A 21,295-nucleotide genomic window follows, 5' to 3' on the forward strand; every position below is an offset into this window, starting at 1 on the left:
CTGGAAACGCTCAGTGAGTGGCAGCGCCGCGCTTGACCGCGGCGAAATAGTCGGGCGCGCCCATCTGGCCGCCCTTCAATGCGATCTCCAGCCCGTCATGGGCCGGCTCGTCGGAATGCGCCCGGCACAGCGGCGCCCCCGGCGCGATCGGCGCCAGCGCCGTCAGGGCGTGGATGCCGAGCTGCATGGCCGCATGGCCGGAGGTGTCGCCGCCGGCGATGACGCCGCGCGTCAGTCCGGAGGTCCGCAACACCCGGGAGAGCAGGCGGCCCAGTCCGGCGCCGATCCGGTCGTTGACGTCGTCCGCCGCCAGTCCGTTCGAGGCGATGGCCTCGCGCAGGCCGGCGACGGCGGGGTCGTCCGGCCCCATGGCGGAGAAGACCAGCGGGTCGCGCCCCTGCCCGGCCGCCGCCAGCGCGGCATCGGCGGCGCGTCCCAGCTCCCGCTCCCACTCCGCCTCGTCGACGGCACGGGCGGCGTCGATGCGCAGGGGTGCAAAGCCGTTGTCGCCGGCGAACGCGATCTGCCCGGCGGTGACCGGCGCGCAGGAGCCGGAGACGCAGGCGATCCGCTCCGCGGACGGCGCGCGAAAGGGTTCCGTCGGCGGATCGATCAGGCCGGCAGCCTGCCAATGGGCGACCAGCGCATATTCGATCCCCTGCGAGCCGAGGGCGAACAGCCGTTCGCCGCGCCCTTCCCAGATCAGCCGGCCGGCCTCGCGCAGGGTTTCGGCATCGACGACGTCGAGCGCCACGATGGACGCTCCACGCGCCCGTTCGGCTGCGAGGGCCGCATCGGCGGCGCCGGTCTTCATGGCGACCAGATCGACCAGCCCCAGCGGCAACCGGGTCTGCCGGCCGATGTGCAGCCGCACGTCCGCCTCGTCCATCGGAGTCACCGGATGGCGCGCCATGCTGGGATGCCGGTCGAGCCGATGGCGGACGCCGTCGGCCGCGACCGCGAAGAGGTTGCCGAACGCCTGATAGCGGGCGATGGCCGGGGCCGCCGCCACCAGCGGAATCCAGCCTCCACCGCCCTCACCGAGGATCGGCGCCGCCAGCTCCGCCGCCTTGCCGATCGACCCGATATGGGGAGCCGAATCGAGGGTCGAGCAGATCTTGTAGTGGGCGAGCGGCGCGCCCACCGCCGCCATCGCCCGGAACACCGGTGGAAGGTTGGCCTCCATCCACTCCGGCGCTTGCGACCGCGCCACCCCGGCGATGCCGACCGCCCGGTATCCGGCGAAGCGGGCCAGACGCTCCGGCGTCGGCACGTCGAGGAACAGAACGGTCGGCAGACCGGCGAAGCTCATCACCTCCATCACCGCGGCCGAGCCGGTATAGTCGTCGCCGTAATAGCTCAGCAGCAGCCCGTCGGGCAGCGGCGGTAATAATGCCAGGGAGGGCGCGCTCATGCGTAGGCCTCGATGGCCTTGGCGAGCGCCGGGCGGGTCTTCGCATGCTCGGCGAGCGGGATGCCGGCCAGCGCCGCGTCCCAGGACTCGCGCAGGCTGGCGACGCCGGCCGCCGGGCCGTCGGGATGGCCCATGATCCCGCCGCCGGCGGCGTAGATCAGGTCGGCGCTTCCCAGCGCCGCGTAGGTGTCCGGCGCCTGACGGGCCGACTGGCCGGAGGAGAAGACCGGCATGACGGTGCAGGGCTTGCTGTCGAACATCGGGGTCAGGCAACTGCGGGCCGACGCAATGACGCTGTCGTCCGGCTCGCAGAACTTGTTGCGCAGCCCGTTGACATGCATGTGGTCGGCACCGGCCAGCCGCCAGATCTTCTGCCACGCCACATAGGACCAGCCGAGCGACGGTTCCCGCGACAGGTAGCCCCAGCCGTTGCGGTGGGCATGGATGGGAAGCTGGCTGAAGCGGCCGAGCTCGATCATCCCGGCAAGGCCGACCGAATTCAGGCTCGCCATCACGCAGGTGCCGCCGAGCGACAGCACGAGGTCGTGGCGGCGCCGCATCTGGTCGAGGTCGCCGGTGATGTTGAAGGCGTACATCACCTTCCTGCCGGTGCGGTCGGCCTGTTCGTTCACCACCCGCATCACCGCGCGGGCCCGCTCGTCGAAGGGACAGTGCGGGCCGTCGGCCTGCAGCTCGTCATCCTTGATGAAGTCGATTCCGGCCGCGCACAGCGTCCGGGCCGCCTCGGCGGTGTCCTGCGGGCCCAGCCCGACGCTCGGCTTGATGATGGTGCCGATCAGCGGGCCATGCTCCACCCCGGCCAGCCGGCGGGTGCCGGCGATGCCGAAACGCGGCCCGGGATAGGCGGCGGCGAACGCCTCGGGCATGGTGATGTCGAGGATGCGCAGACCGCTGAAGGGGCGCAGCTCGAACAGGTTGCCGGCAACGGTCGCCAGCAGGTTCGGCAGGGACGGGCCGCAATTCTCCAGCGACCATGACAGCACCACTTCGGCCCGGCGCCACAGCGGGTCGCCGCCGCCCGCCGCCCCGGCGCGCGGCACTCCGGCGCCCGGCAGCGACGGCGTGCCGACCGGTTCCAGCTCGGTCACCCGTTCGATGTGCGCGCCATAGGCGTCGCGCATGGCGTCGGTTTCACCGGGAAGGCGGATGAAGGTCCCGGTCGATTGCTCGCCGGCCATGGTCTCGATCGCCTCCATCAGGGGATAAGCGGTCTCGATCCGATAGGTCGCGGTGATGCGATGCGCAGACATCGTGCGTCTCACCTGTCTTTAGGGATTCTTCGGACTTGCCGCGGCAGGCAGGGCATGGGCTTCATGCGGCTCCGATATACTCATCATACCAGTATGCCAGTTGGAGGCAACACAATCTTTTTTAAAAATGATCTTGCACACGGACGATAACTGGTATGATGATCGTGCCGTATCCAGCCGCTGCCGGAGCCTGTCCGGCAGGCGCGCCGTTCGCGATCCGCCTTCCACAACCCGTTGTGATGGCAGGTTGCGGAGCCACCCGAACGGGTGCGTGGCTGCCAGGTTTCATGCGAACCCACTGCAAAAACACCGGGAGGAGTTGATGATGGAACGCCGACTGACTGGGACCGCCTCGCGGCCTGGCCTCACCCCGCCGCTCACCTCCCGGCTGATGGTCGCGCTGCCGGTGGCGGCGGCCTCCCTGGCCGGCGCGCTGCTCTCCGCCATGCCGGAGGCGCTGGCCGCCTCCGACAAACCGGTAATCGCGCTGTCGAACTCCTATTACGGCAACACCTGGCGCCGGCAGATGGTGGAGTCCTTCGAAGCCGCGGCCACGCAGGCCAAGCAGGAGGGCAAGATCGCCGACTTCATCGTCGCCAACGGCGACGGCTCGACCAACCAGCAGATGAGCCAGATGGGCGATCTGATCCTGCGCAAGGTCGATGTGATCGCCATCGACGCCGCGTCCGAAACCGCGCTGAACGGCGTCATCCAGAAGGCCTGCAAGGCCGGCATCACCGTCGTTGCCTTCGATTCCCTGGTGTCGGCACCCTGCGCCTACACGCTGGGCTTCGATTTCCGGAAGTATCAGGCCGACATGGCGACCGAGATCGCCAAGCGCCTGAACGGCCGCGGCAACGTCATCATCGTCCGCGGCGTCAAGGGATCGGCGCCCGACAACGAGATGTACGGCGGCCAGATGGAGGCGCTGAAGAACTTCCCCGACATCAAGGTCGTCGCCACCGTCTATGGCCAGGCCACGACCGCGACCGCGCAGTCCGCCGTCGCCAACGTCCTGCCGAGCCTTCCCAAGGTGGATGCGGTGATCGGCCAGGGCGGCGGCGACGATTTCGGCATCGCCCAGGCCTTCGAGCAGTATGGCGGCGACTATGAGAAGAAGCCGCCGATCATCAGCGGCGGCGGCAGCTCCAACTTCATCCAGTGGTGGGCGACCCAGAAGGAGAAGTCCGGCTACTCGACCATCTCGATGAACTCGGCTCCGGGCATCGGCAGCGCCGCCTTCTGGCTCGCCTACGAGATCGCCAAGGGCGCCAAGCCGGCGAAGGCGCTGACCATGCCGGTCACGGTGGTCGACGAGACCAACCTGAACGATTTCCGGTCGATCCCGTCCGGCACCATCGTCAGCCCCACCTACAGCCAGGACTGGGTGAAGAAGACCCTGCTCGGCCCCGGTGACCAGACCCAGGCGCAGGCCAAGTAAAATCGGCCGCTCCCGCGGGGACAGCCGTCGGGCCGGCACGCAGCCGGCCCGTTTTTGCCTTCACCGACGAGAGGCCGATCGCGCCATGAGTTCCGCCCTTTCCAAGGACCGCCACCTCCACGCCCCTGTCCCGGCGGACGGCGACACGCTGCCCGGACGCTCCGGGCCGGTCGTCGTCCTCGACGGGATCTCGAAATCCTATGGCCCGAGCCGCGTCAACGACGGCATCCACCTGTCGATCCACCCCGGCGAGGTCCTCGGGCTGGTCGGCGCCAACGGCGCCGGCAAAAGCACGCTGATGCGCATCCTATGCGGCGTCACCCAGCCGGACGAGGGAACCCTCGCCATTGCCGGCACACCGGTGGAGTTCGGCAGCCACAGCCCGCGCGAGGCGCGGGCCCGCGGCATCCGCATCGTCCACCAGGAACTGTCGCTCTGCACCAACCTGACGGTCGCCGAGAACTTCTTCCTCGAATCGCCGGACCATGGCGGGCGGTCGCCGGTGTGGCGCCCGCGCTACCGCGCGCTGGCGCGCCGGGGCATCGAAGCGGTCTTTCCCAACAGCGGCATCGCCCCCGACGCGGTGGTCGGCGACCTGACGCTGGGACAGCGCCAGATGGTCGAGATCGCGCGGGCCGCCAGCGACCCGGCCCTGCGCCTGCTGATCCTCGACGAGCCGACCTCCTCCCTCGACAGCGAACGCGGCGCGCAGCTCCACGCCTTCATCCGCCGCCGCGCGCGCGACGGGGTGTCCTTCATCTTCATCAGCCACAAGTTGCGCGAGGTGCTGGACGTCGTCGCCAGCGTGGTGGTGATGCGCAACGGCCGGGTCGTGCGCGAGGGGCCGGCCGCCGGCTTCACCATCCACGCCCTGGTCGAACTGATGGGCGGCGACGGCGAACGGCGCGGCCGCCGGACCGGAGGCGTCCCGGACGGCAGCGCCCGGCAGGACGCGGTTCCCCTGCTGCGGATCGGCGGGCAGGCGACCGCCCCGCTCGGCCGCTCCATCGATGTCGCGGCCGGGACGGTTCTCGGGCTCGCCGGCCTGGAGGGCGCCGGCCAGAAGGAGCTGCTCCACCGCATCCGCGCCTGTGCGGCCGGCGGGCGCGATCCTGACCTCACCTGCACCGCCCAGGCGGGCTTCGTTTCGGGCGACCGCCAGCGCGAGGGCGTCTTCGCGCTGTGGGACGTGCTGCGGAACATGACCATCGCCGAGGTGGCGCGCCGCCGCTTCACCGCGCTGCTGTCGCCCGGCGCCGAACGCGAGGCGGCGGAGCGGTGGGCCGGCCAGTTGCGGCTGGCACCGGAGCGCCTGCCCTCCCGCCTGCTCGATCTCAGCGGCGGCAACCAGCAGAAGGCGCTGGTCGCGCGTGCCCTGCTGCCCGGCTTCGACATCGTGCTGCTCGACGATCCCATGCGCGGCGTGGACATCGGGGCCAAGCACGATTTCTACCGGGTGATCCGCGAGGCCGCCGATGCCGGCCGGCTGGTCGTCTGGCTCAGCACCGAGGATGTCGAGCTGCTGGAATGCGACCGGGTGCTCGTTTTCCAGAACGGCGCCATCGTGCGCGATCTGGAAGGCGAGGACATCTCCGAGGACAGCATCGTCGGCAGCGCCTTCCAGAGCGAGGCGTCCGGCCGGTCCGCCCCGGCTCCCGCCGCTGCCGGACCGATTGCAGCCAAGCCCGAGGCGTCGAACTGGACGGCGGGTCTGGTGTCCTTGATGCCGCTGGCGAGCCTCGCGCTGGTCGCCGGCGCACTGGGCTGGCTGAACCCGTCGGCGGCCAGCCTGTTCGGCGTGGACCTGCTGCTCAGCTCGGCGGTGCCGCTGGTGCTGATCGCGCTCGCGCAGATGGTCATCGTCGGCGGCAGCCAGGTGGATCTCGGCATCGGCGCCTATGCGGGGCTGGTGAACGTCATCAGCGCCACCATCCTGGTCGAACAGCCCGCCCTGGGTGCCGCGCTGCTGGCCGCCGTGCTGGCCGGCTATTCCCTGCTCGGCGCCGTCATCGAGCGCCGGCGGATTCCCGCCATCGTCGTGACGCTGGGCGCCTCCTTCATCTGGCTCGGCTGCGGCTTCACCCTGCAGGCCGCGCCGGGCGGCTCCAGCCCCGACTGGCTCGCCGCCGCCTTCGGCTGGCAGCTCCCCGGCCTGCCGACCGCGGCGGTGATGGTCGTGCTGGCCGGGCTGTGCGGGCTGCTGGTCGACCGTTCGCGGCTGGGCGTCGTCCTGCGCGCCTTCGGCAACAACGGCCATGCCCTGGTCCAGGCCGGATGGTCGCCGCTGCGCCACAGCGTCCTGCGCTATCTCGTCGCCGGCTTGTTCGCGACCGCCGCCGGCCTGTCGATGACCGCCATCACCACCGCCAGCGACATCAACGCCGGCAGCAGCTTCACCCTTCTCAGCATCGCCGCCGTCGTGATCGGCGGCTGCCGGCTGGTCGGCGGCGTCACCGCCCCGGCCGGCGTGGTGGCGGGAGCGGTGACCCTCTCTCTCATCGGCTCGCTGCTGAGCTTCCTCGACATCAGCACCGACTACAACGCCGCGGTCCAGGGCCTGCTGCTGATCGGCATCCTGGCTCTGCGCACGATGATCGACCGCAAGGAGACCGAGGCATGAGGACGCTTCTGACCTGGACCGACAAGCGCCCGTGGGCATGGTCGCTCCTGGGCATCCTGATCCTGTGGCTGGTCCTCGGCATCCTGACCGCCCGCTTCAGCGTTCAGAGCCTGTCGGGGGTGATGACGACCGCGGCCTTCCTGCTGTTCCCGGCCCTGGGCCAGATGCTGGTCGTCACCACGGGGCGCGGCAACATCGATCTTTCGATCCCCAGCGTCATCACCCTGTCGGCCTTCCTGTCGGTGAACATCGTCGGCGGATCGGACCAGATGCTGCCGCTCGGCCTGCTCGCGGTGCTGGGCACCGGGCTTGCGGTCGGGCTGCTCAACGCCCTGCTCGTCCTGGTGCTGCGCATTCCCGCGATGATCGCGACGCTGGCGACCGGCTATGTGCTTGCCACTGCCACCATGCTGGCCAACCGGTCGGCGTCCGGCTTCCAGATCAGCCCGATCCTGACCTGGCTCACCAGCGGGCGGGTGGCCTCCGTCCCGGTGATCGTGATCGTGGCGCTGCTCGCCACCGGGCTCTGCGCCCTCATGTTGAAATGGACGGTGTTCGGCCGCGTGCTGTCCGCCGTCGGGCAGAACCAGCGTGCCGCCGCCTTCGCCGGCATCCCGGTCGGCCGGGTGGTCACCACCACGTTCGTCGCCAGCGCCATGATCGCCGCCCTCACCGGTACCCTGCTGTCGGCAAGGGCGGGGGGCGCCTTCCTCGACATGGGCAGTCCGTTCCTTCTCCAATCGGTCGGGGCGGTCGTGTTGGGCGGAACCCTGATCTTCGGCGGCAGCGCCACCGCCGCCGGCACCTTGTTCGGCTCCGTCCTGCTGGTCCTGATCGTCACCACCATGCAGATCGCCGGGCTGCCGGGAGGAACCCAGGAGATCATCCAGGGCGTGGTGATCATCGCGGTCCTGGCCTTCGCAGGAGATGCCCGTAGCCGCGGCTCGGCCTAGGGGGAGCCCCCTGTTCCGGCGGACTTGCAGGCGTGAACCGGCGGCCATCCACGATGACCGCCGGCTTTTTTGCCGACCGACTGTGAATAAGCCCCCAACGCGGCCCCCTGACATCCGCAATAACCGCCTTGCAGGGGATGGCCATCAATATCGAACGACTATCGTCTGCGATGTGCTGATGGGCAATTCCGTCTTATAGGTTATCTGTTTCAGGACCAGATTAGATCGGATCGTGGCGACAAACTCTATTTTCGATAGTTTGCTTGCGATCAGATGTTCGAGTTCCTCCACGTCCCGGACGACCACGCGCAGCAGGAAATCGCAGTCGCCCGTCATCCAATTGCATTCCATCACCTCGGGAATGCGTTCGACGGCGTCCCGGAAATTTTCCAGGGCCGGTTGCGGCTGTTTGTCGAGCTTGACCTGGATATAGGCATTGATTTCCAGCCCCATCGCCTTGGGATTCAGAAGGGTGACCCGTCGATCGATGATGCCGGTCTGCTCCAGCTTCTTCACCCGCGTGAGACAGGGTGAGGGAGACAGATTGATTCTGCCGGCAAGTTCTACGTTCGTCAGATTTGCGTCCTTCTGCAACTCTTTCAGGATCTTGATGTCCGTTCGGTCGAGCGTCAGCGTGTTCATCATGATGACTCCCTGTTGTATTCTTGGCGGCTTGGCTTGGAACCGAAGCGAAGAACGGCAGGAAATTCCGCGGAACAAACCTATTTGAGTGCAGCACGCGTTCCCTTCTGCCATTCGAATGTACACAAAGCAGAGTGTATCCGAGGCCATCCAATGGCAGAATCTATGGGATTGCCATTTTATGTCGCGAAACTGTCAAAATCGGACTGAGGTCCGCTTCGAGATGCCGGAGGCCGCAACATTGCCGAAGACCGCGCGGAGTGGTGTGAAGTGGCCGGAAGCTCCTGTTGCCGATGAGGCCGGCTCGATGCTATGGGACCCCACCGGCCTGCGCGTCAGCTTCACCACGCTCGATCCCGACGAATTCGCCCGGCCGCTGGTCTCATTTCTTGTCCAACGCAATGTGGATGACGACGAACTGCCCATCCACCGGCACAGGAAGGGTCAACTGGTGGTGGCGGCGGAAGGCTCGGTCATGTGCCGGACGCTCGATGGACTTCGGATCGTCCCGTCCAATGGGGCGGTCTGGATCCCGGGGGGGATTCCCCACAGTGTCTCCATGTCGGACAGGGGCCGGTCATACTGCGTTTTCATCAATCCGGGACTGTCACCGCTGCCGGATTCCTGCGCGACCTTCTCGATCAGCCCGATGTTGCGCGAGATGATCTTCCACCTCGCCAACCTGCCGCCGCTCTACCCTTTGGAGGGTCCGACGAGCCGTCTGGCCCAGGTGATTCTGGACGAACTCGCACAGATGAAGGCGGAGCCGCTTCACTTTCCGGTTTCCAGCCATCCGAGGATACAGCGCATCGCCGCTCAGTTGCTGGAGGCGCCGGACGACCGCAGGACCATCCGGGAATGGGCGGCGGCGGTCGCCATGAGCGAGCGGACCTTGGCCCGGCTCATCCTCAAGCATACGGGAATGTCGTTCGGCCGGTGGCGCCAGCAACTCCATATCGTGATCGCCGTCCAACGGCTGTCGATGGGTGCGACAGTTCAAGCGATCTCCCAGGAACTGGGGTACGACTCTCCAAGTGCGTTCACCGCGATGTTCAGGAAGCACATGGGACAACCACCGCGCCGTTACCTGCAGGATCGGGCGGAAGGCACGACGACCTGACGCCGCATCGCTTCGGCCCGGATGTTGTCCTTGGGATATTGTCCGGGGTCTCGCCATCGGCCGAACAGGCGCAACACCCGCCTCATGCCGACGGCTCCTGATCCCGCCTGCCGGGATCAGGAGCCGTCGGTGTGTTCGGGGGCCGGCCCTGCGGTCACCGCGCGGATGCCTGCGGCCGGGGCTCCCCTGTCAGCTAACGATGTCCCGCCTGATGGTCCTTCGCGCCACCATGAAGGCCGCCGCCGCCAGGAGATAGACGAGCGACGTGCTGATCAGCGCCCAGCGGATGGCGTCACCGGACCCCATCGACCGTGCGAGATGATCGCTGGTCAGGCCGACCGACAGCGGTCCGAGGCCGAGCCCGATCAGATTGGCAAAGAACAGGAAGAGAGCGGTGGCCGTTGCCCTGGTCCTCGGGCGCACCAGGCTTTGCACCGCGGCGAAGATGGGGCCGTAGTAGATGGACTGCAGCATCATCGGCAACCCCATCAGGCAAAGCGCAGCCACGGTGTTCGAGGTGGTGTAAGTCGCGAAGAGCGCGAACGGCATGCACAGGGCCGCCGCCGCCGGGATCGTCGCATAGGCGGTCAGGTTGCTGCGCATGACCGCCCGATCCGTCGACCAGCCGCCCAGCCATGTGCCCGCCGCTCCGCAGATGCCGACGATCAGGCCCAGCACCGTGCCGAGGAAGCCCGTTGGCCCCAACTGGATTCCGGTGAGATTGTTCAGCCTGACCGCCAGCGCGCCCAACCCTTCCGTGTGATTGCGCAGGAAATGGGAGCTTTGGAAGGCAAGATTGCTGTAGATCCCGAAACTCATGGCCGCCATCGCGACCGTGAGCCAGATATAGGTTCGGTTCCTGCCGAGTTCGCCCAGTGCCTCCCTCAAGGCAGGCGCGCTTTGCGCCTCGCTGGCCGCGAAGGAGGACTTCCGCGGCTCGGGCAGAGTGAAGTAGGCCAGCAGCCCAAGGATGATGCCGGGCACCCCGACCAGCGCGAAGGAGGCGCGCCAGCCGAGACTGTCCGCGATCAGGCCACCGACCACCATCCCGACCAGGGAGCCGGCGGGAATCCCCATGGAGAAGAAGGCCAGCGCCGACGCCCGCGTCTCTCTTGTCGTGTAATCGCTGATCAGGGATTGCGATGCCGGCGTGCAGCCGGCCTCGCCGGCGCCGACACCGACCCTGGCGAGGAAAAGCTGGGTGAAGTTCTGGGCCACGCCACAGACCGCCGTGAACAGGCTCCAGGTGATCGCCGACAAGGCGACGATCCTGACCCGGTCCGAACGCTCTGCCCACCGCGCGATCGGAAGGGCCAGCGTCGCGTAGAAAATGGCGAAGGAAAGCCCGGTCAACGACCCCAACTGCCAGTCCGCGAGACCGAGTTCGCGCTTGATCGGTTCCGCCAGGATATTGACGATCTGACGGTCGACGAAGTTCAGCATGTAAACGAGGAACAGCATGGTCAAGGCGTAGCGTCGATACCGGATCGACATGGCCATCGGCTTCGGTCGCGGTTGCGGCACCGACGCCGTCGTCATTGCGTCTTCGATCATACGGCTGTCTCCAGAAAGACCAAGCCCAGGGTGGTGCCGGGTCGGTTTCGGTCGGAACGCGGTGTCGGGGAGGTGCCGGGGAGGTGGGGACTCACCTTGCCGCCGGTGTGTGGCTCGGCATGCCGACTGACGACGCCGGTCCAGCCTGCGGAAGCAGCAGGCGCTTTCGGGGCAGAAGGACATCACCGGCGTGACGGCGCTCAAAGACAGCCTGGATTTCCGCTCTAAGCGCCCATGATGATACAATGGCAGGAACTCGGAGACTCCGTGTTATTTTTCAGATTCAAAATGTTCGATGCATCCGAACTGGCCAGAAGAGTAAATCAATGGACTCTTTTCCTGATTGTGGTGCTGGGCAACAACGGCGCCGATCATGATCGTATGGGTGGCGACTTCCACTGTGTCCTGTAGTCTGCAATCGAAGCTGCAAACGGATTGAAGAAGGACCGGAACGCCGGTGGCCATCCCGCCCCATTCAGCGGCGGAAAAACGGGAGGCGCCCTTGGTGCCGTCGATCGCCGCGAAGCGTTCCGCCAGTTGGACTTGATCGGCCGAAAGGACGTTCCAGGAGAAGGCGCCGGTCCCGAGAATGACGTCATGGGCCTCGGCGCCGCGGTTGATGCAGGCAAGAACCATCGGCGGATCGACGCACAGGGAAACCGCGGCGGTGACGGTCAGGCCGCGCCTGTCGGGACCCTGGCCCGACGCCACGATCGAGACCGACCCCACAACGGCCCGCAACGCACTCTTGAAGGCCCCCGTCTCGACATAGTTTGGAACAGCGACATCTTGTCCTGACATGGCGAACCTCACGCAAGGCAGTGGAATGACAGGGCGCCGGCCCTGGTCGGCACCGCGGGACCGGTCGTCCGGCATCTGGGTTTGACCGCGGTCGAGGCCGCAATCCGCGGGACGCTCCGCTACGGGGCGGCTGGGGCGGCCGGCAGCGGCCGGTGCTCCACGATGTTCAGGCCGTAGCCCCTGAGTGCCACCGGGACATGCTGCGAGTTGGACAGGAGGATCATGTCGTGAATGCCGAGCTCCGCGAGAACCTGGGCGCCGACGCCGTAGTTGCGCAGTTCGGCCTTGTCGACGAGCGGTTCGCCCGCCTTCACCCGAAGAAGCTGCGAGATCGGCATATCGCGGTTGAACAGCACGATCACGCCCCTCCCTTCAGCCGCGATCTCCTGCATGGACCGTGCGACGATATCGCCGCGCCCGCCGGCCTGGCCGAGCACGTCCGACAGGATGTCCAGCGCGTGCATGCGCACCAGCGTCGGCCTCTCGTCGATCACGCCCTTCACCAGGGCGATCGCCTCCGTCCCGATCGCCTTGATGCGGAAGGTGATGGCGCTCCAATCCCCGCCCCATCGGCTGTCGAATTTCGTGGTGACGACCCGCTCGACGTCGTGATCGTGGCGGCGGCGGAAGGCGATGAGGTCGCGGATCGTGCCGATCTTGAGCGCGTGACGCTGGGCGAAGGCGACCAGGTCGTCGAGACGGGCCATCGTCCCGTCCTCCTTCATGATCTCGCAGATCACGCCCGACGGATTGAGGCCGGCAAGGCGCGCGACGTCCACCGCCGCCTCGGTATGGCCTGCGCGGACCAGCACGCCACCGGGCCGGGAGACAAGGGGAAAGATGTGGCCCGGCGAGACGATCTGGTCCGGGCCCCTGGCCGCGTCGATTGCCACCGCCACCGTCCGCGCGCGGTCCGCCGCGGAGATGCCGGTGGAAACCCCTTCGCGCGCCTCGATGGAAACGGTGAAGGCCGTCCCATGGCGGGTGCCGTTTTCCGCGCTCATCAATTTAAGGCCGAGCTGGTCGACCCGCTCCTTGCCGAGCGCCAGACAGATGAGGCCCCTGCCATGCGACGCCATGAAGTTGATCGCCTCGGGCGTCGCCATCTGCGCCGGGATCACGAGATCGCCCTCGTTCTCCCGATCCTCGTCGTCGACGAGGATGAACATTCGACCGTTGCGCGCCTCGTCGATGATCTCAATCGTCGAGGACAGGCATGGATGGCGTGGGGTGCAGGAGAGCATCGTCATGACATTCCTTCGATCACCGCGTCACATGTTCGACAGCGCCTGACGGATCAGCGAATCCTCGGAATCGTCGTAGAGTGAATTGATCAGCGCCGCGTAACGCTGGTTCAGCACCTTGCGCCGCTTCTTCCTGGTTGCCGTCATGACGCCAGTTTCAGCCGACAGCTCTTCGGGAAGGATCCGGAACGATTTTATCTGTTCGACCGGCGCCAGCCTCTGGTTCGCCTTGGCGACCTCCCCCTCGATCAGGTGGATGACGGCTTCCGACGAGCAGAAATCCGCGTAGTCGATGACCGTTTCGTTGCGCGCCTTCACCCAGTCGGTCGTCGCGATGCGGTCGACCTCGATCAGCGCCACGAGGTACTTCCGTCCGTCGCCGCAAACCGCGGCTTCCGAGATGTATGGGCTTCGACGCAGTTCGTTCTCGATCTGTGCCGGACTGATCGACTTGCCGCCGGAGGTGTTGATGATCTCCTTCTTTCGGTCGATGATCGCCAGCTGGCCATCGGGCCGGACCTCGACGATGTCGCCGGTGTGGAGCCATCCGTCGCGCAGAGCGTCCAGCGTGTCGTCAGGCTTGTTCAGATAGCCCGTGAACAGGCCGGGTCCGGTCACCAGCATTTCGCCGTCGCCGGCAACCCTGGTCTTCCAGCGCGGATCGGCAATCGGAACGCCGATCGTGCCGGGCTTCGACCAGTCCCGCATCTGCCCGGTGTTCGCTCCGACCAGTTCGGTCTGCCCGTAGACCTCCTTGAGGTTCACCCCCCAGGTCTGCCACAGCTTCACGACGTCGGGTGGCATCGGCGCGGAGGCGGTGTAAGGGTATCTGAGCTGATCGAGCCCGATCTCCGCCAGGAGCGGCAGGAAGACCTGATCGCGGCAGGTTGCGAAAAGCGCCTGGAGAAACGGATCGTCCGGACCGTCGGCCTGCCGATCTGCCAGCGCCTTCTGGGCGATCGACATCGCGAAACGATAGGATCTTTTCCGTATCGAATCCGACGCATTGATCCTGCTGACCAGTTCGGCGGCGTAGCGTTGATAGAAGCGCGGCGGCGCCATCCAATAGGTCGGCCTCACATCCCGGATGGTCGTCGCGAAGTCCGCTCCGGTCTCACCGAAGTAGGGCGTGACCTCGCTGATGAGAGGAAGAACGATCCCCTGACCGAGCCCCACGACATGGGAGAGGGGAAGATGGACGACCACCCGCTGGGGTTCGCGGAAAAGTGCCGGGCAAAAGCTCCGGATGGTCAACAGCCCCTCGATCAGCGACCGATGGGTGAGGATCGCGCCCTTGGGGTTGCCGGTCGTGCCGGAGGTGTAGACGATGCTGGCATTGTCCTCCGGACGCGCATTGCCGGCCTGCTCGTCCAGCAACGACGCACAGTCCGACGACGAGGCGGAGAACCGCGGCAGCGACACGACGTTCTTCGATGACGGAACCGCCGGATCGAAGACCACGATCTTCTTCAGCGTCTCCGCCTGCCGGCTGCGGAGAAGGGTGGCGAGTTCCTTCTCGCCGGCGACGAAAGCGAACTTGCTCCCGGAGTCCTCCAGGAAATACTCCACCTCCTCCGTCGAAGAGGTGAAATAGATCCCGACCGCCACGCCGCCGGAACAGACCGTCGCCATGTAGGCAACCACCCAGTCCTGCGAGATGTCCCCCATGATGGCGACGTGGTCCCCCTTCTCCAGACCGTGATCGAGGAGGGCACGCGAAAGCTCTGTGACGTCCCTGGCGAATTCACTCCAGGTCGTGGCGTGCCACGTGCCGGCACGCTTCTGGAAGAACGCTACGGCTTCGCCCCCGCCGTCCCGGCGGTCGCGCAACAGCGACGGCAGCGTCCCGTCTTCATACGTGGTCGGTGGAGGGTCGATGGAGGATGCGGCAATCGAGGACGGGACGGGCGGGAAGAAGGAATGCGGCCCGCCCATCTCAATTGCCGCCTTCTGCAAAGCGCTTGCGCTTCTCGCGGAAGGCGGCGACGGCCTCCCGGCGCTCCGGGCTGTGGAAGGTGAGCATCTCGTGAGCCATGGCCGTGTCGAGATTCAGGTGCACCTGCTCCTTGATCAGCTTGTTGACGGCGTATTTGGTCCAGACGATGGCGTCGCGGGGGCCGGAGGCGAGCATCTCGGCGTAGCGGACCGCATGCTCGACGACGGTTCCTTCCGGCACGACCTTGTTGATCATGCCGGCCGCCGCCGCGTCCTCTGCCGAAATGAAGTCCCCGGTCATCAGATAATGCTTCGCCCGGACAGGCCCCAGAAGGAGCGGCCAGATCACCGCACCGCCATCCCCGGCGACGACGCCGGCCGTCACATGCGTGTCGGCGAAGCGGGCGCCGGGCTGCGCGAAGACGACGTCGCAGAACAGGGCGAGCGTGGCTCCCAGCCCGACGGCGACGCCATTCACCGCGGCGATCAGCGGGCATTCCAGTTCGAGCATGTTGCGGATGAGATGACGCCCCGAACGGGTGGGCGAAATCGGCCCCAGATCGTCATCGAGCGCATTCTGATCGCCGCCGGAGCAAAAGCCGCGACCCGCACCGGTCAGGACGACGGCCTTGACCGTCCGGTCGCTGTCGAGGTCCGCGAACAGCTCTTCCAGCGCGGCATGCATCGGCCAGTCGATGGCATTGAGGATTTCGGGCCGGTTCAGGGTTACGATCGCCACGCCGCTCGCGCGCTTCTCGACGAGCAGGCCCCTATAGGTCTTGTCGGTCATGTGAGGCTCTCTTCAGATCGGTCGACAGGGGATCAGGCCGAAGCGTTCACCTTCCGCATCCTGCGGATCTGGTCGAGGATCTCGTCGGTCGGACGCACCACATTGCTGCGGTCGTTGAAATGCGGGATGACGTAGCGTCCAACCAGTTCGATCGCCTTCATGATCTCGGCGTGCGAAACCGAGTCGATGTGGAACAGGATTTCTTCGGCGCCGGTTTCGATGAAGCGTTCTAGCTGGCGGATGACCGTGTCCGGGCTGCCGCAAACCAGGCTGGCGGAGTCGTTCAGGAGATAATCCCAGTCGGTGGCCGCGCGCTGGAGCGCTTCCAGCCCTTCCCCCATATAGGCGTAGTCGTCGGCGATCTTCGCCAGCCGCGGATAGGCATCGGTCGAGATGCGGGCGTACTGCATCAGCGGCTCGGCATAGATGTCCTTCGCCGCCTGATCGGTTTCGGCGATCCCGAGGAACACCGGCATGCCGAGGCGCGGACGGTCGAGCGGGCCGTTCGGATCCCGCTGCCAGTTCGACCGGTAGGCTTCGACCATCTTCGCCTGGGCGTCCCAGCCTTGATAGAGCGTGTGGCTGAGGACCGCCAGCCCCTGGCGGGCCGCCCAGACATGGCTGCGCTCGCTGGTCGCCGCGATGCCCATCAGCGGATAGGGCTTCTGGATCGGCTTCGGCACCAGCATGCGCGGCGGAACCTGATAATGCTTGCCCTCGAAGGTGAAGATCTCCTTGCTGAAGGCTTCGCGGATCAGCGCGATCCCCTCCTCCATCTGCTCGAGGGTTTCCGCCGGCTCCACGTTGAAGGCGCGCATGGCGATGGTGGTGTTCGCACGGCCGCAATACAGCTCCATGCGGCCGTTGGACAGGATGTCGGTGACGGCGGCCCGTTCCGCCGTGCGGAGAGCGTGGTTGATCTTCTTGGGCATCAGCGAGACCGCCGGCCTCAACCGGATGCGGGACGTGACCGCCGCGAGGTAGCCATACACGACTTCGGGGGCCGAACTGGAGATCCCGCCCAAGGCGACATGCTGCTCGGACAGGCTGACAAGGTCGAACCCCATCTTCTCGGCGAACACCGCTTCCTCGACAAGCTCATGAAGCCGGCGCGAATAGCTTTGGCCGACCAGAGTTTCCTGCTCGGACCAGAAGCCGAACTTGACTGCCATTTGGATGCCCTCTCGGGTTTGTTTGGAATGCCTCTTCGGTGATTGGAAGCTTGTCACGAAGCCGGCGGCAGAAGCTGCCGAAGATCTTTTATGCGGACTGTGAGGTCGGAACATTATTTTGTATAGAAACGACCGGCTCGATTGCCGCGCAGCATTTCCAGCGCGGCGTCAAGCCGGCTCGTCCTGGGAAAAGCTCTCGACAAGAAGCGAGGCAATGCGTTCGATGCAGTGCCTGCCGATGGTTGCCGAGGATCCGGCGGGGTCGCCGAGAATGCCGTTGGCACTGACGGCCGCAAGCCCGTCGCGCCACATCAGTTCCAAATCGCCTTGCGAAAGAAGCCCCAGTCTTCCGGCCTCATAGCGTTCCGTGCGCACCCGCCCAGGGTGAATGTCGAGCATCAGCGAGGTTTCGGCGATATCGGCATGGCCGCCGACCCTGATCGGCTCGCCGCCCGCCTCCTCCACCGCATCGCGCCACCGTTCCAGCCACGCCTTCGCATCGGTGAAGGCGGAGACGCGGCAGGAAGCGGGCACCGACGACCGCAAGCGTGGCAGCATCCTGGCCAAGGGGGGAGAATTGCCGACATGGGCGGAGAAGATCAGAATGCGCTCGAACCCGTGTCTCGCCAGGCTGGTGCAGTAATCCCGGCAGATCATTTCGAAGGTGCTGTCCTGCAACGAGATCGTGCCGGGAAATGCAATATGATGGGACGAGCAACCGACCCTGATGGTCGGCGCCACCAAGGCACCGCCCACGCCCTTCGTCACCAGGATGCCGAGATGGTCCGCGTGGTCGGCATCGACGCTGAGGGCCAGGTGCGGTCCGTGCTGCTCCACCGCCCCGCAGGGGATGACGATGGTCCGGATGCCGCCCGCAATGGCGAGAGCGACCTCGGACGAGGTCATGAACTCAAGCCGGAGATGATCGCCGTCAACCATGCTGCTGCCTCGTCTTGCGTTGAAGGAACTGTTCACGCGCCGCGGCCGTCTCTCCGCGGTTCAGGTAATCCTGCATGTCGCCGAGCGTGCGCGCTTCAAGCTCCTCGTCGGTCATCCGCGGCGCATCGGTGAAGGTCCGTTTGATCGCCGAGAACAGGTGCATGTCCTTGAGGCGAGCCGTTTCGGCGACGACACGGGTCCGGTCCTGCAACTCATGGAAACCGACGACTTCATCGACGAGGCCCATCGCCTGCGCCTCCCGCGCCGAAACGAGTTCGCCGGAATAGAGGAGACGCTCGGCAGCCCGGCGCCCGAGGCGGTTCATCGCTTGGCGCATGCCCTTCGCGGCAGGGAGCAGTCCATGGTTGATCTCGGGAAAGCCGAACGTCGCGCCCTCGCCCGCCACGACGTGATCGGCAAACAGAACCAGTTCCAGCGCCCCGCCCACCGCATAGCCGTTGACGGCGCACAGCAGCGGACAGCGGTAGCATTCGACTGCGACAAGCAACCGGTGGAAGGCCCGCATCCGCGGAACGGCGATTTCCGCCCTGGCGGTGATTTCGCGAATGTCGCCGCCGGCACTGAAGAAGCGCTCACCGGCGCCGGTCAGGATCACGGCCGGCGCCTCGGCCTCTTCGCCGAGCCGGGTGAGATCGTCCGCCAGCGCCTGGATCAGATCGAGGGAAAGCGCGTTGGCGGGCGGCCGGTCCATGGTCAGCCGGACCAACGTCGTGGATAAGCGATCCATCCTCAGCATGTTTTGCATCCTTTCAAGTCGCGCGGCTGCCGGCCTCACAGGCCGATCCGCGTCCGGCATGCAAGGGTCGCGTGCCGACCGAGGTTAGCGCGTGCGCCTCAAGGGGTTCGTCCGAAGACTCCCCGCAAGCGCGGTCGTGAGAGGATATTCTGGCGCGGCCTGTGTGTTTGACGGCGGAAGATACCGCGCTCTCCCGTGACCGGTCATAGCGCGTCGAGGGCGGTTGCAGACGCGGTGGCCGGACAGGACGAAGGCACAGGTGCGCGCGGTGCGGCCGACCAGCGAGAGGGGAAGGCCCAGGCCGATCCAGCAGGCGAGCACCACGCTGCCCCGAGAGTATCGGCGCATTGCACAACCCGATAAATTAGGTATCCTGCAGGAAAATCCCTAGATCACGCCAAACTCGATCATGCCCAAACCCCTGTCAGCGTCACGGTCGGCCGTTTCCGTCTTCGACCCCGACCTCGACGACCACCCTGCCCTCGCACGCCTGCTCGACTTCGCCGAATACGAGGCGGAGGTTCCGGTGCATGTGCATCGGCGGGGGCAACTAATTCTGGCGCTGCATGGGGCCGTCACCTGCACCGCGGACGATGAGATCTGGATCGTGCCGCCCGATTGCGGAGTCTGGATTCCGGGTGGCATGCCGCACAGCGTCAGGGCGACCGCGAATGCCCGGCTCAGCTACCTGTTCGTCGAGCCGGGAGCCGCATCCCTGCCCGAGCTCTGTTGCACCCTGTCGATTTCTCCGCTGGTGCGCGAACTGGTCAACAGGCTGACCGAAGAGGTTTCGGACTATCCTCCGGACAGCCATGCAGCCCGGCTTGCACGCGTGACGCTGGACGAACTGGCCGGGATGCCGCGTCAACACTTCAACCTGCCCATCTCCAACAATCCGAAAATCCGGGCCATCGCCGACGCCCTGACAATCGAACCGTCCGACCGGAGCACATTGGGGGAATGGGCAAAGCGCGTCGCGATGAGCGAGAGGTCATTAGCTCGTCTGATGATCCGGGAGACAGGACTGACGTTCGGACGCTGGCGACAGCAGTTGCACCTTGTCGTCGCGCTTCGTGATTTGGCCAGTGGGGCGGCGGTGCAGACCGTCGCGGATTCGCTGGGCTATGAGTCGGTCAATGCCTTTATCACGATGTTCAAGAAGGCCCTGGGAAGTACGCCGGCACAGTATTTCACTCAACGCAGGGTGAAGCTGTCGGAGTCGCGAACGAAAACGAGGGCGATGGATGTTGGGGGCATGGCTCATAAGCGATAACTGGCGAGAGGACAACGCGGGGTTCGGACGAACGCAGCGACGGTCCATTCAGCTATGTGAGCCTTGAGGCGCCGGTTCCGGCCGATCCGCCGCGGCCGATCCGCGCCATCGTGGACGAGGCGCTGAAAGTCATGTCGCCAGCGTTCGGTTCCTTCAGTTCCAGCTTTCTGCTTTGCGTTCCAGTCATATACCCCCCCCCGGACCGTCCGGGGCGAGGCGCGCTGTATGTGATATCGCTGCTCCACATTTGGTCGACCGAACAGGGTCCCTATGCAGAGATCGGCCGAAGCTCTTGGAATGAAGCGCCACTCAGGAACTCTGGTACCGGTCGAAACCATCAGACTTGATCGACATCAAGGGCTGCCAGCGTGCCGCGGATCAAGGCGAGGCGATCCTTCATGGTGGTTTGCGGCGGTCGCGCCGCGACCTTGACGCCGTCGTAAAGCAGGGTGCTGCCAGCCGCCTCGAGCGTCGCCGCCACATGGTCCTGATCCATCACCGAGTCAGGCGCCAGTTCCTTGAGCGGCGGATGTACATCGCTCCAGGCCATACCGTAAGCACCATCGCGATCCGTCGCGCCGGAGAAAATCAATCCGCGCAGCAATCCGGCAAAGCGCAGGCTCTGCACATGACGGCGGGGAGCTGCCGCATCCCGCTCCTCGATTGCGGAGCGCCCCCAATTCACCACCATTCCGGTGGGCGTGGGCGACGTGGCCGCAGCAGCAGCCACAGCCTCGATCTCGATGTCGAGAGGAAGCAGGCCCTTCTGCCATCGACCTGTCCGGCGAGCATCGCAATGCTCAAGGACGACAGTAGCGCCGCCCCAGTCCCAAGACAGAATCTCGCACAGCGACCGCTCCAACGCACGACCGCCCTGCCCGGCGTCAGCCTGCGGCAACGTCGGAAATGCTTGGAGTTCGACGGCCGCGATGCGCTGTCCGCGCGCCATGAAATCCAGCGCGGCTCCGCGGGCAGCCGCAACAAGCTGCACGGCCTGGTCACGCCCCTCGGGATCGGGAGAGGCCAAGCCGACCGCCGGCTCCTTGGCCGCGGCCGACGCGGCAGCGCCGATCAGGGTCAGCACATGCCCACCCCGCCCCTTCACGGCACCGAGCACATCGGCCAGGATCGGTGCGTCCCGCTCCCAGCCGGGCGCTCCCCATGGGATCTCGAGACCATCGACACCGGGCAGAGACAGAACCTCTTCAAGAAAGGCTCCGCGCTCCTCCAGGGCATCCGGCTGAGCGGCATAGGCGCCAACGATGCGGACCGCCTTGCGGTGAAAGCGGGGGGTCATGGCCTTGCCCATCCTTGATATGGGAGGAGAAAGAGCGGGGGCAGACGGTTCCGGCCTCTGTCCCCCGGGATC

The 21,295-nt window shown here is 66.2% G+C and carries 17 protein-coding genes; 5 read left to right on the top strand and 12 right to left on the bottom strand.

What is annotated here, in order from left to right:
• Positions 1–10: 10 nt before the first annotated feature.
• A complete protein-coding gene (locus J2850_RS26785; protein WP_209989007.1) occupies positions 11–1,414 on the bottom strand; it encodes a four-carbon acid sugar kinase family protein in 1,404 nt (467 codons plus the stop codon).
• A complete protein-coding gene (locus J2850_RS26790; RefSeq protein WP_209989010.1) occupies positions 1,411–2,685 on the bottom strand; it encodes a ribulose-bisphosphate carboxylase large subunit family protein in 1,275 nt (424 codons plus the stop codon). The genes J2850_RS26785 and J2850_RS26790 overlap by 4 nt, the downstream gene beginning before the upstream one ends.
• Before the next feature lie 322 nt (positions 2,686–3,007).
• Between J2850_RS26790 and J2850_RS26795 the strand changes: the two genes are divergently transcribed.
• The 3 genes from J2850_RS26795 (at position 3,008) to J2850_RS26805 (ending at position 7,699) form a co-directional block, all read left to right on the top strand.
• Positions 3,008–4,126 carry an ABC transporter substrate-binding protein gene (locus tag J2850_RS26795; protein WP_246513597.1) on the top strand — a complete coding sequence of 373 codons (1,119 nt, stop codon included), beginning with the start codon at positions 3,008–3,010 and terminating at the stop codon, positions 4,124–4,126.
• An 85-nt stretch (positions 4,127–4,211) separates the two neighbouring features.
• Positions 4,212–6,746 carry an ATP-binding cassette domain-containing protein gene (locus J2850_RS26800; RefSeq protein ID WP_209989013.1) on the top strand — a complete coding sequence of 845 codons (2,535 nt, stop codon included), beginning with the start codon at positions 4,212–4,214 and terminating at the stop codon, positions 6,744–6,746.
• Positions 6,743–7,699: an ABC transporter permease gene (locus J2850_RS26805; protein ID WP_209989016.1), complete on the top strand. Its 957-nt coding sequence runs from the start codon at positions 6,743–6,745 to the stop codon at positions 7,697–7,699. Before J2850_RS26800 ends, J2850_RS26805 begins: the two co-directional genes overlap by 4 nt.
• Before the next feature lie 144 nt (positions 7,700–7,843).
• Here the strand turns inward: J2850_RS26805 and J2850_RS26810 are convergent, their stop codons facing one another.
• Complete coding sequence (locus J2850_RS26810) at positions 7,844–8,344, bottom strand: Lrp/AsnC family transcriptional regulator (RefSeq protein ID WP_246513599.1); 501 nt, start codon at positions 8,342–8,344, stop codon at positions 7,844–7,846.
• A 238-nt stretch (positions 8,345–8,582) separates the two neighbouring features.
• Here J2850_RS26810 and J2850_RS26815 point away from each other — a divergent pair, with 238 nt between their 5' ends.
• On the top strand, positions 8,583–9,461 hold the full coding sequence (locus tag J2850_RS26815; RefSeq protein WP_246513601.1) for a helix-turn-helix domain-containing protein: 879 nt from the start codon (positions 8,583–8,585) through the stop codon (positions 9,459–9,461).
• Between the two features lie 189 nt (positions 9,462–9,650).
• Here J2850_RS26815 and J2850_RS26820 read toward each other — a convergent pair whose 3' ends face one another.
• The 8 genes from J2850_RS26820 to J2850_RS26855 form a co-directional block, all read right to left on the bottom strand.
• A complete protein-coding gene (locus J2850_RS26820; protein WP_246513603.1) occupies positions 9,651–11,015 on the bottom strand; it encodes a spinster family MFS transporter in 1,365 nt (454 codons plus the stop codon).
• A 270-nt stretch (positions 11,016–11,285) separates the two neighbouring features.
• Positions 11,286–11,816, bottom strand: a complete 531-nt coding sequence (locus J2850_RS26825) for a flavin reductase family protein (RefSeq protein WP_209989022.1) — start codon at positions 11,814–11,816, stop codon at positions 11,286–11,288.
• A 119-nt stretch (positions 11,817–11,935) separates the two neighbouring features.
• Positions 11,936–13,066, bottom strand: a complete 1,131-nt coding sequence (gene ribB, locus J2850_RS26830; protein ID WP_209989025.1) for a 3,4-dihydroxy-2-butanone-4-phosphate synthase — start codon at positions 13,064–13,066, stop codon at positions 11,936–11,938.
• A gap of 21 nt (positions 13,067–13,087) precedes the next feature.
• Positions 13,088–14,995 carry an AMP-dependent synthetase/ligase gene (locus J2850_RS26835; protein WP_209989028.1) on the bottom strand — a complete coding sequence of 636 codons (1,908 nt, stop codon included), beginning with the start codon at positions 14,993–14,995 and terminating at the stop codon, positions 13,088–13,090.
• A 1-nt stretch (position 14,996) separates the two neighbouring features.
• A complete protein-coding gene (locus tag J2850_RS26840) occupies positions 14,997–15,785 on the bottom strand; it encodes an enoyl-CoA hydratase/isomerase family protein (protein ID WP_209989030.1) in 789 nt (262 codons plus the stop codon).
• A 32-nt stretch (positions 15,786–15,817) separates the two neighbouring features.
• Positions 15,818–16,957 carry an LLM class flavin-dependent oxidoreductase gene (locus tag J2850_RS26845; RefSeq protein ID WP_209989031.1) on the bottom strand — a complete coding sequence of 380 codons (1,140 nt, stop codon included), beginning with the start codon at positions 16,955–16,957 and terminating at the stop codon, positions 15,818–15,820.
• Between the two features lie 168 nt (positions 16,958–17,125).
• Complete coding sequence (locus J2850_RS26850; protein WP_209989033.1) at positions 17,126–17,896, bottom strand: creatininase family protein; 771 nt, start codon at positions 17,894–17,896, stop codon at positions 17,126–17,128.
• Positions 17,889–18,653 carry an enoyl-CoA hydratase/isomerase family protein gene (locus tag J2850_RS26855; protein WP_209989035.1) on the bottom strand — a complete coding sequence of 255 codons (765 nt, stop codon included), beginning with the start codon at positions 18,651–18,653 and terminating at the stop codon, positions 17,889–17,891. Before J2850_RS26855 ends, J2850_RS26850 begins: the two co-directional genes overlap by 8 nt.
• A gap of 409 nt (positions 18,654–19,062) precedes the next feature.
• On the opposite strand from J2850_RS26855, the gene J2850_RS26860 reads away from it, so the two are divergent.
• Entirely contained in the window at positions 19,063–19,926 is an 864-nt protein-coding gene (locus J2850_RS26860) for an AraC family transcriptional regulator (protein ID WP_246513604.1), read from the top strand.
• A gap of 337 nt (positions 19,927–20,263) precedes the next feature.
• Here the strand turns inward: J2850_RS26860 and J2850_RS26865 are convergent, their stop codons facing one another.
• Positions 20,264–21,223 (bottom strand): DUF4862 family protein, encoded by a 960-nt coding sequence (locus J2850_RS26865; RefSeq protein ID WP_209989038.1) that lies wholly within the window; start codon positions 21,221–21,223, stop codon positions 20,264–20,266.
• Positions 21,224–21,295: the final 72 nt, after the last annotated feature.

This window comes from Azospirillum picis, assembly GCF_017876115.1.
Taxonomy (GTDB): Bacteria; Pseudomonadota; Alphaproteobacteria; order Azospirillales; family Azospirillaceae; genus Azospirillum; species Azospirillum picis.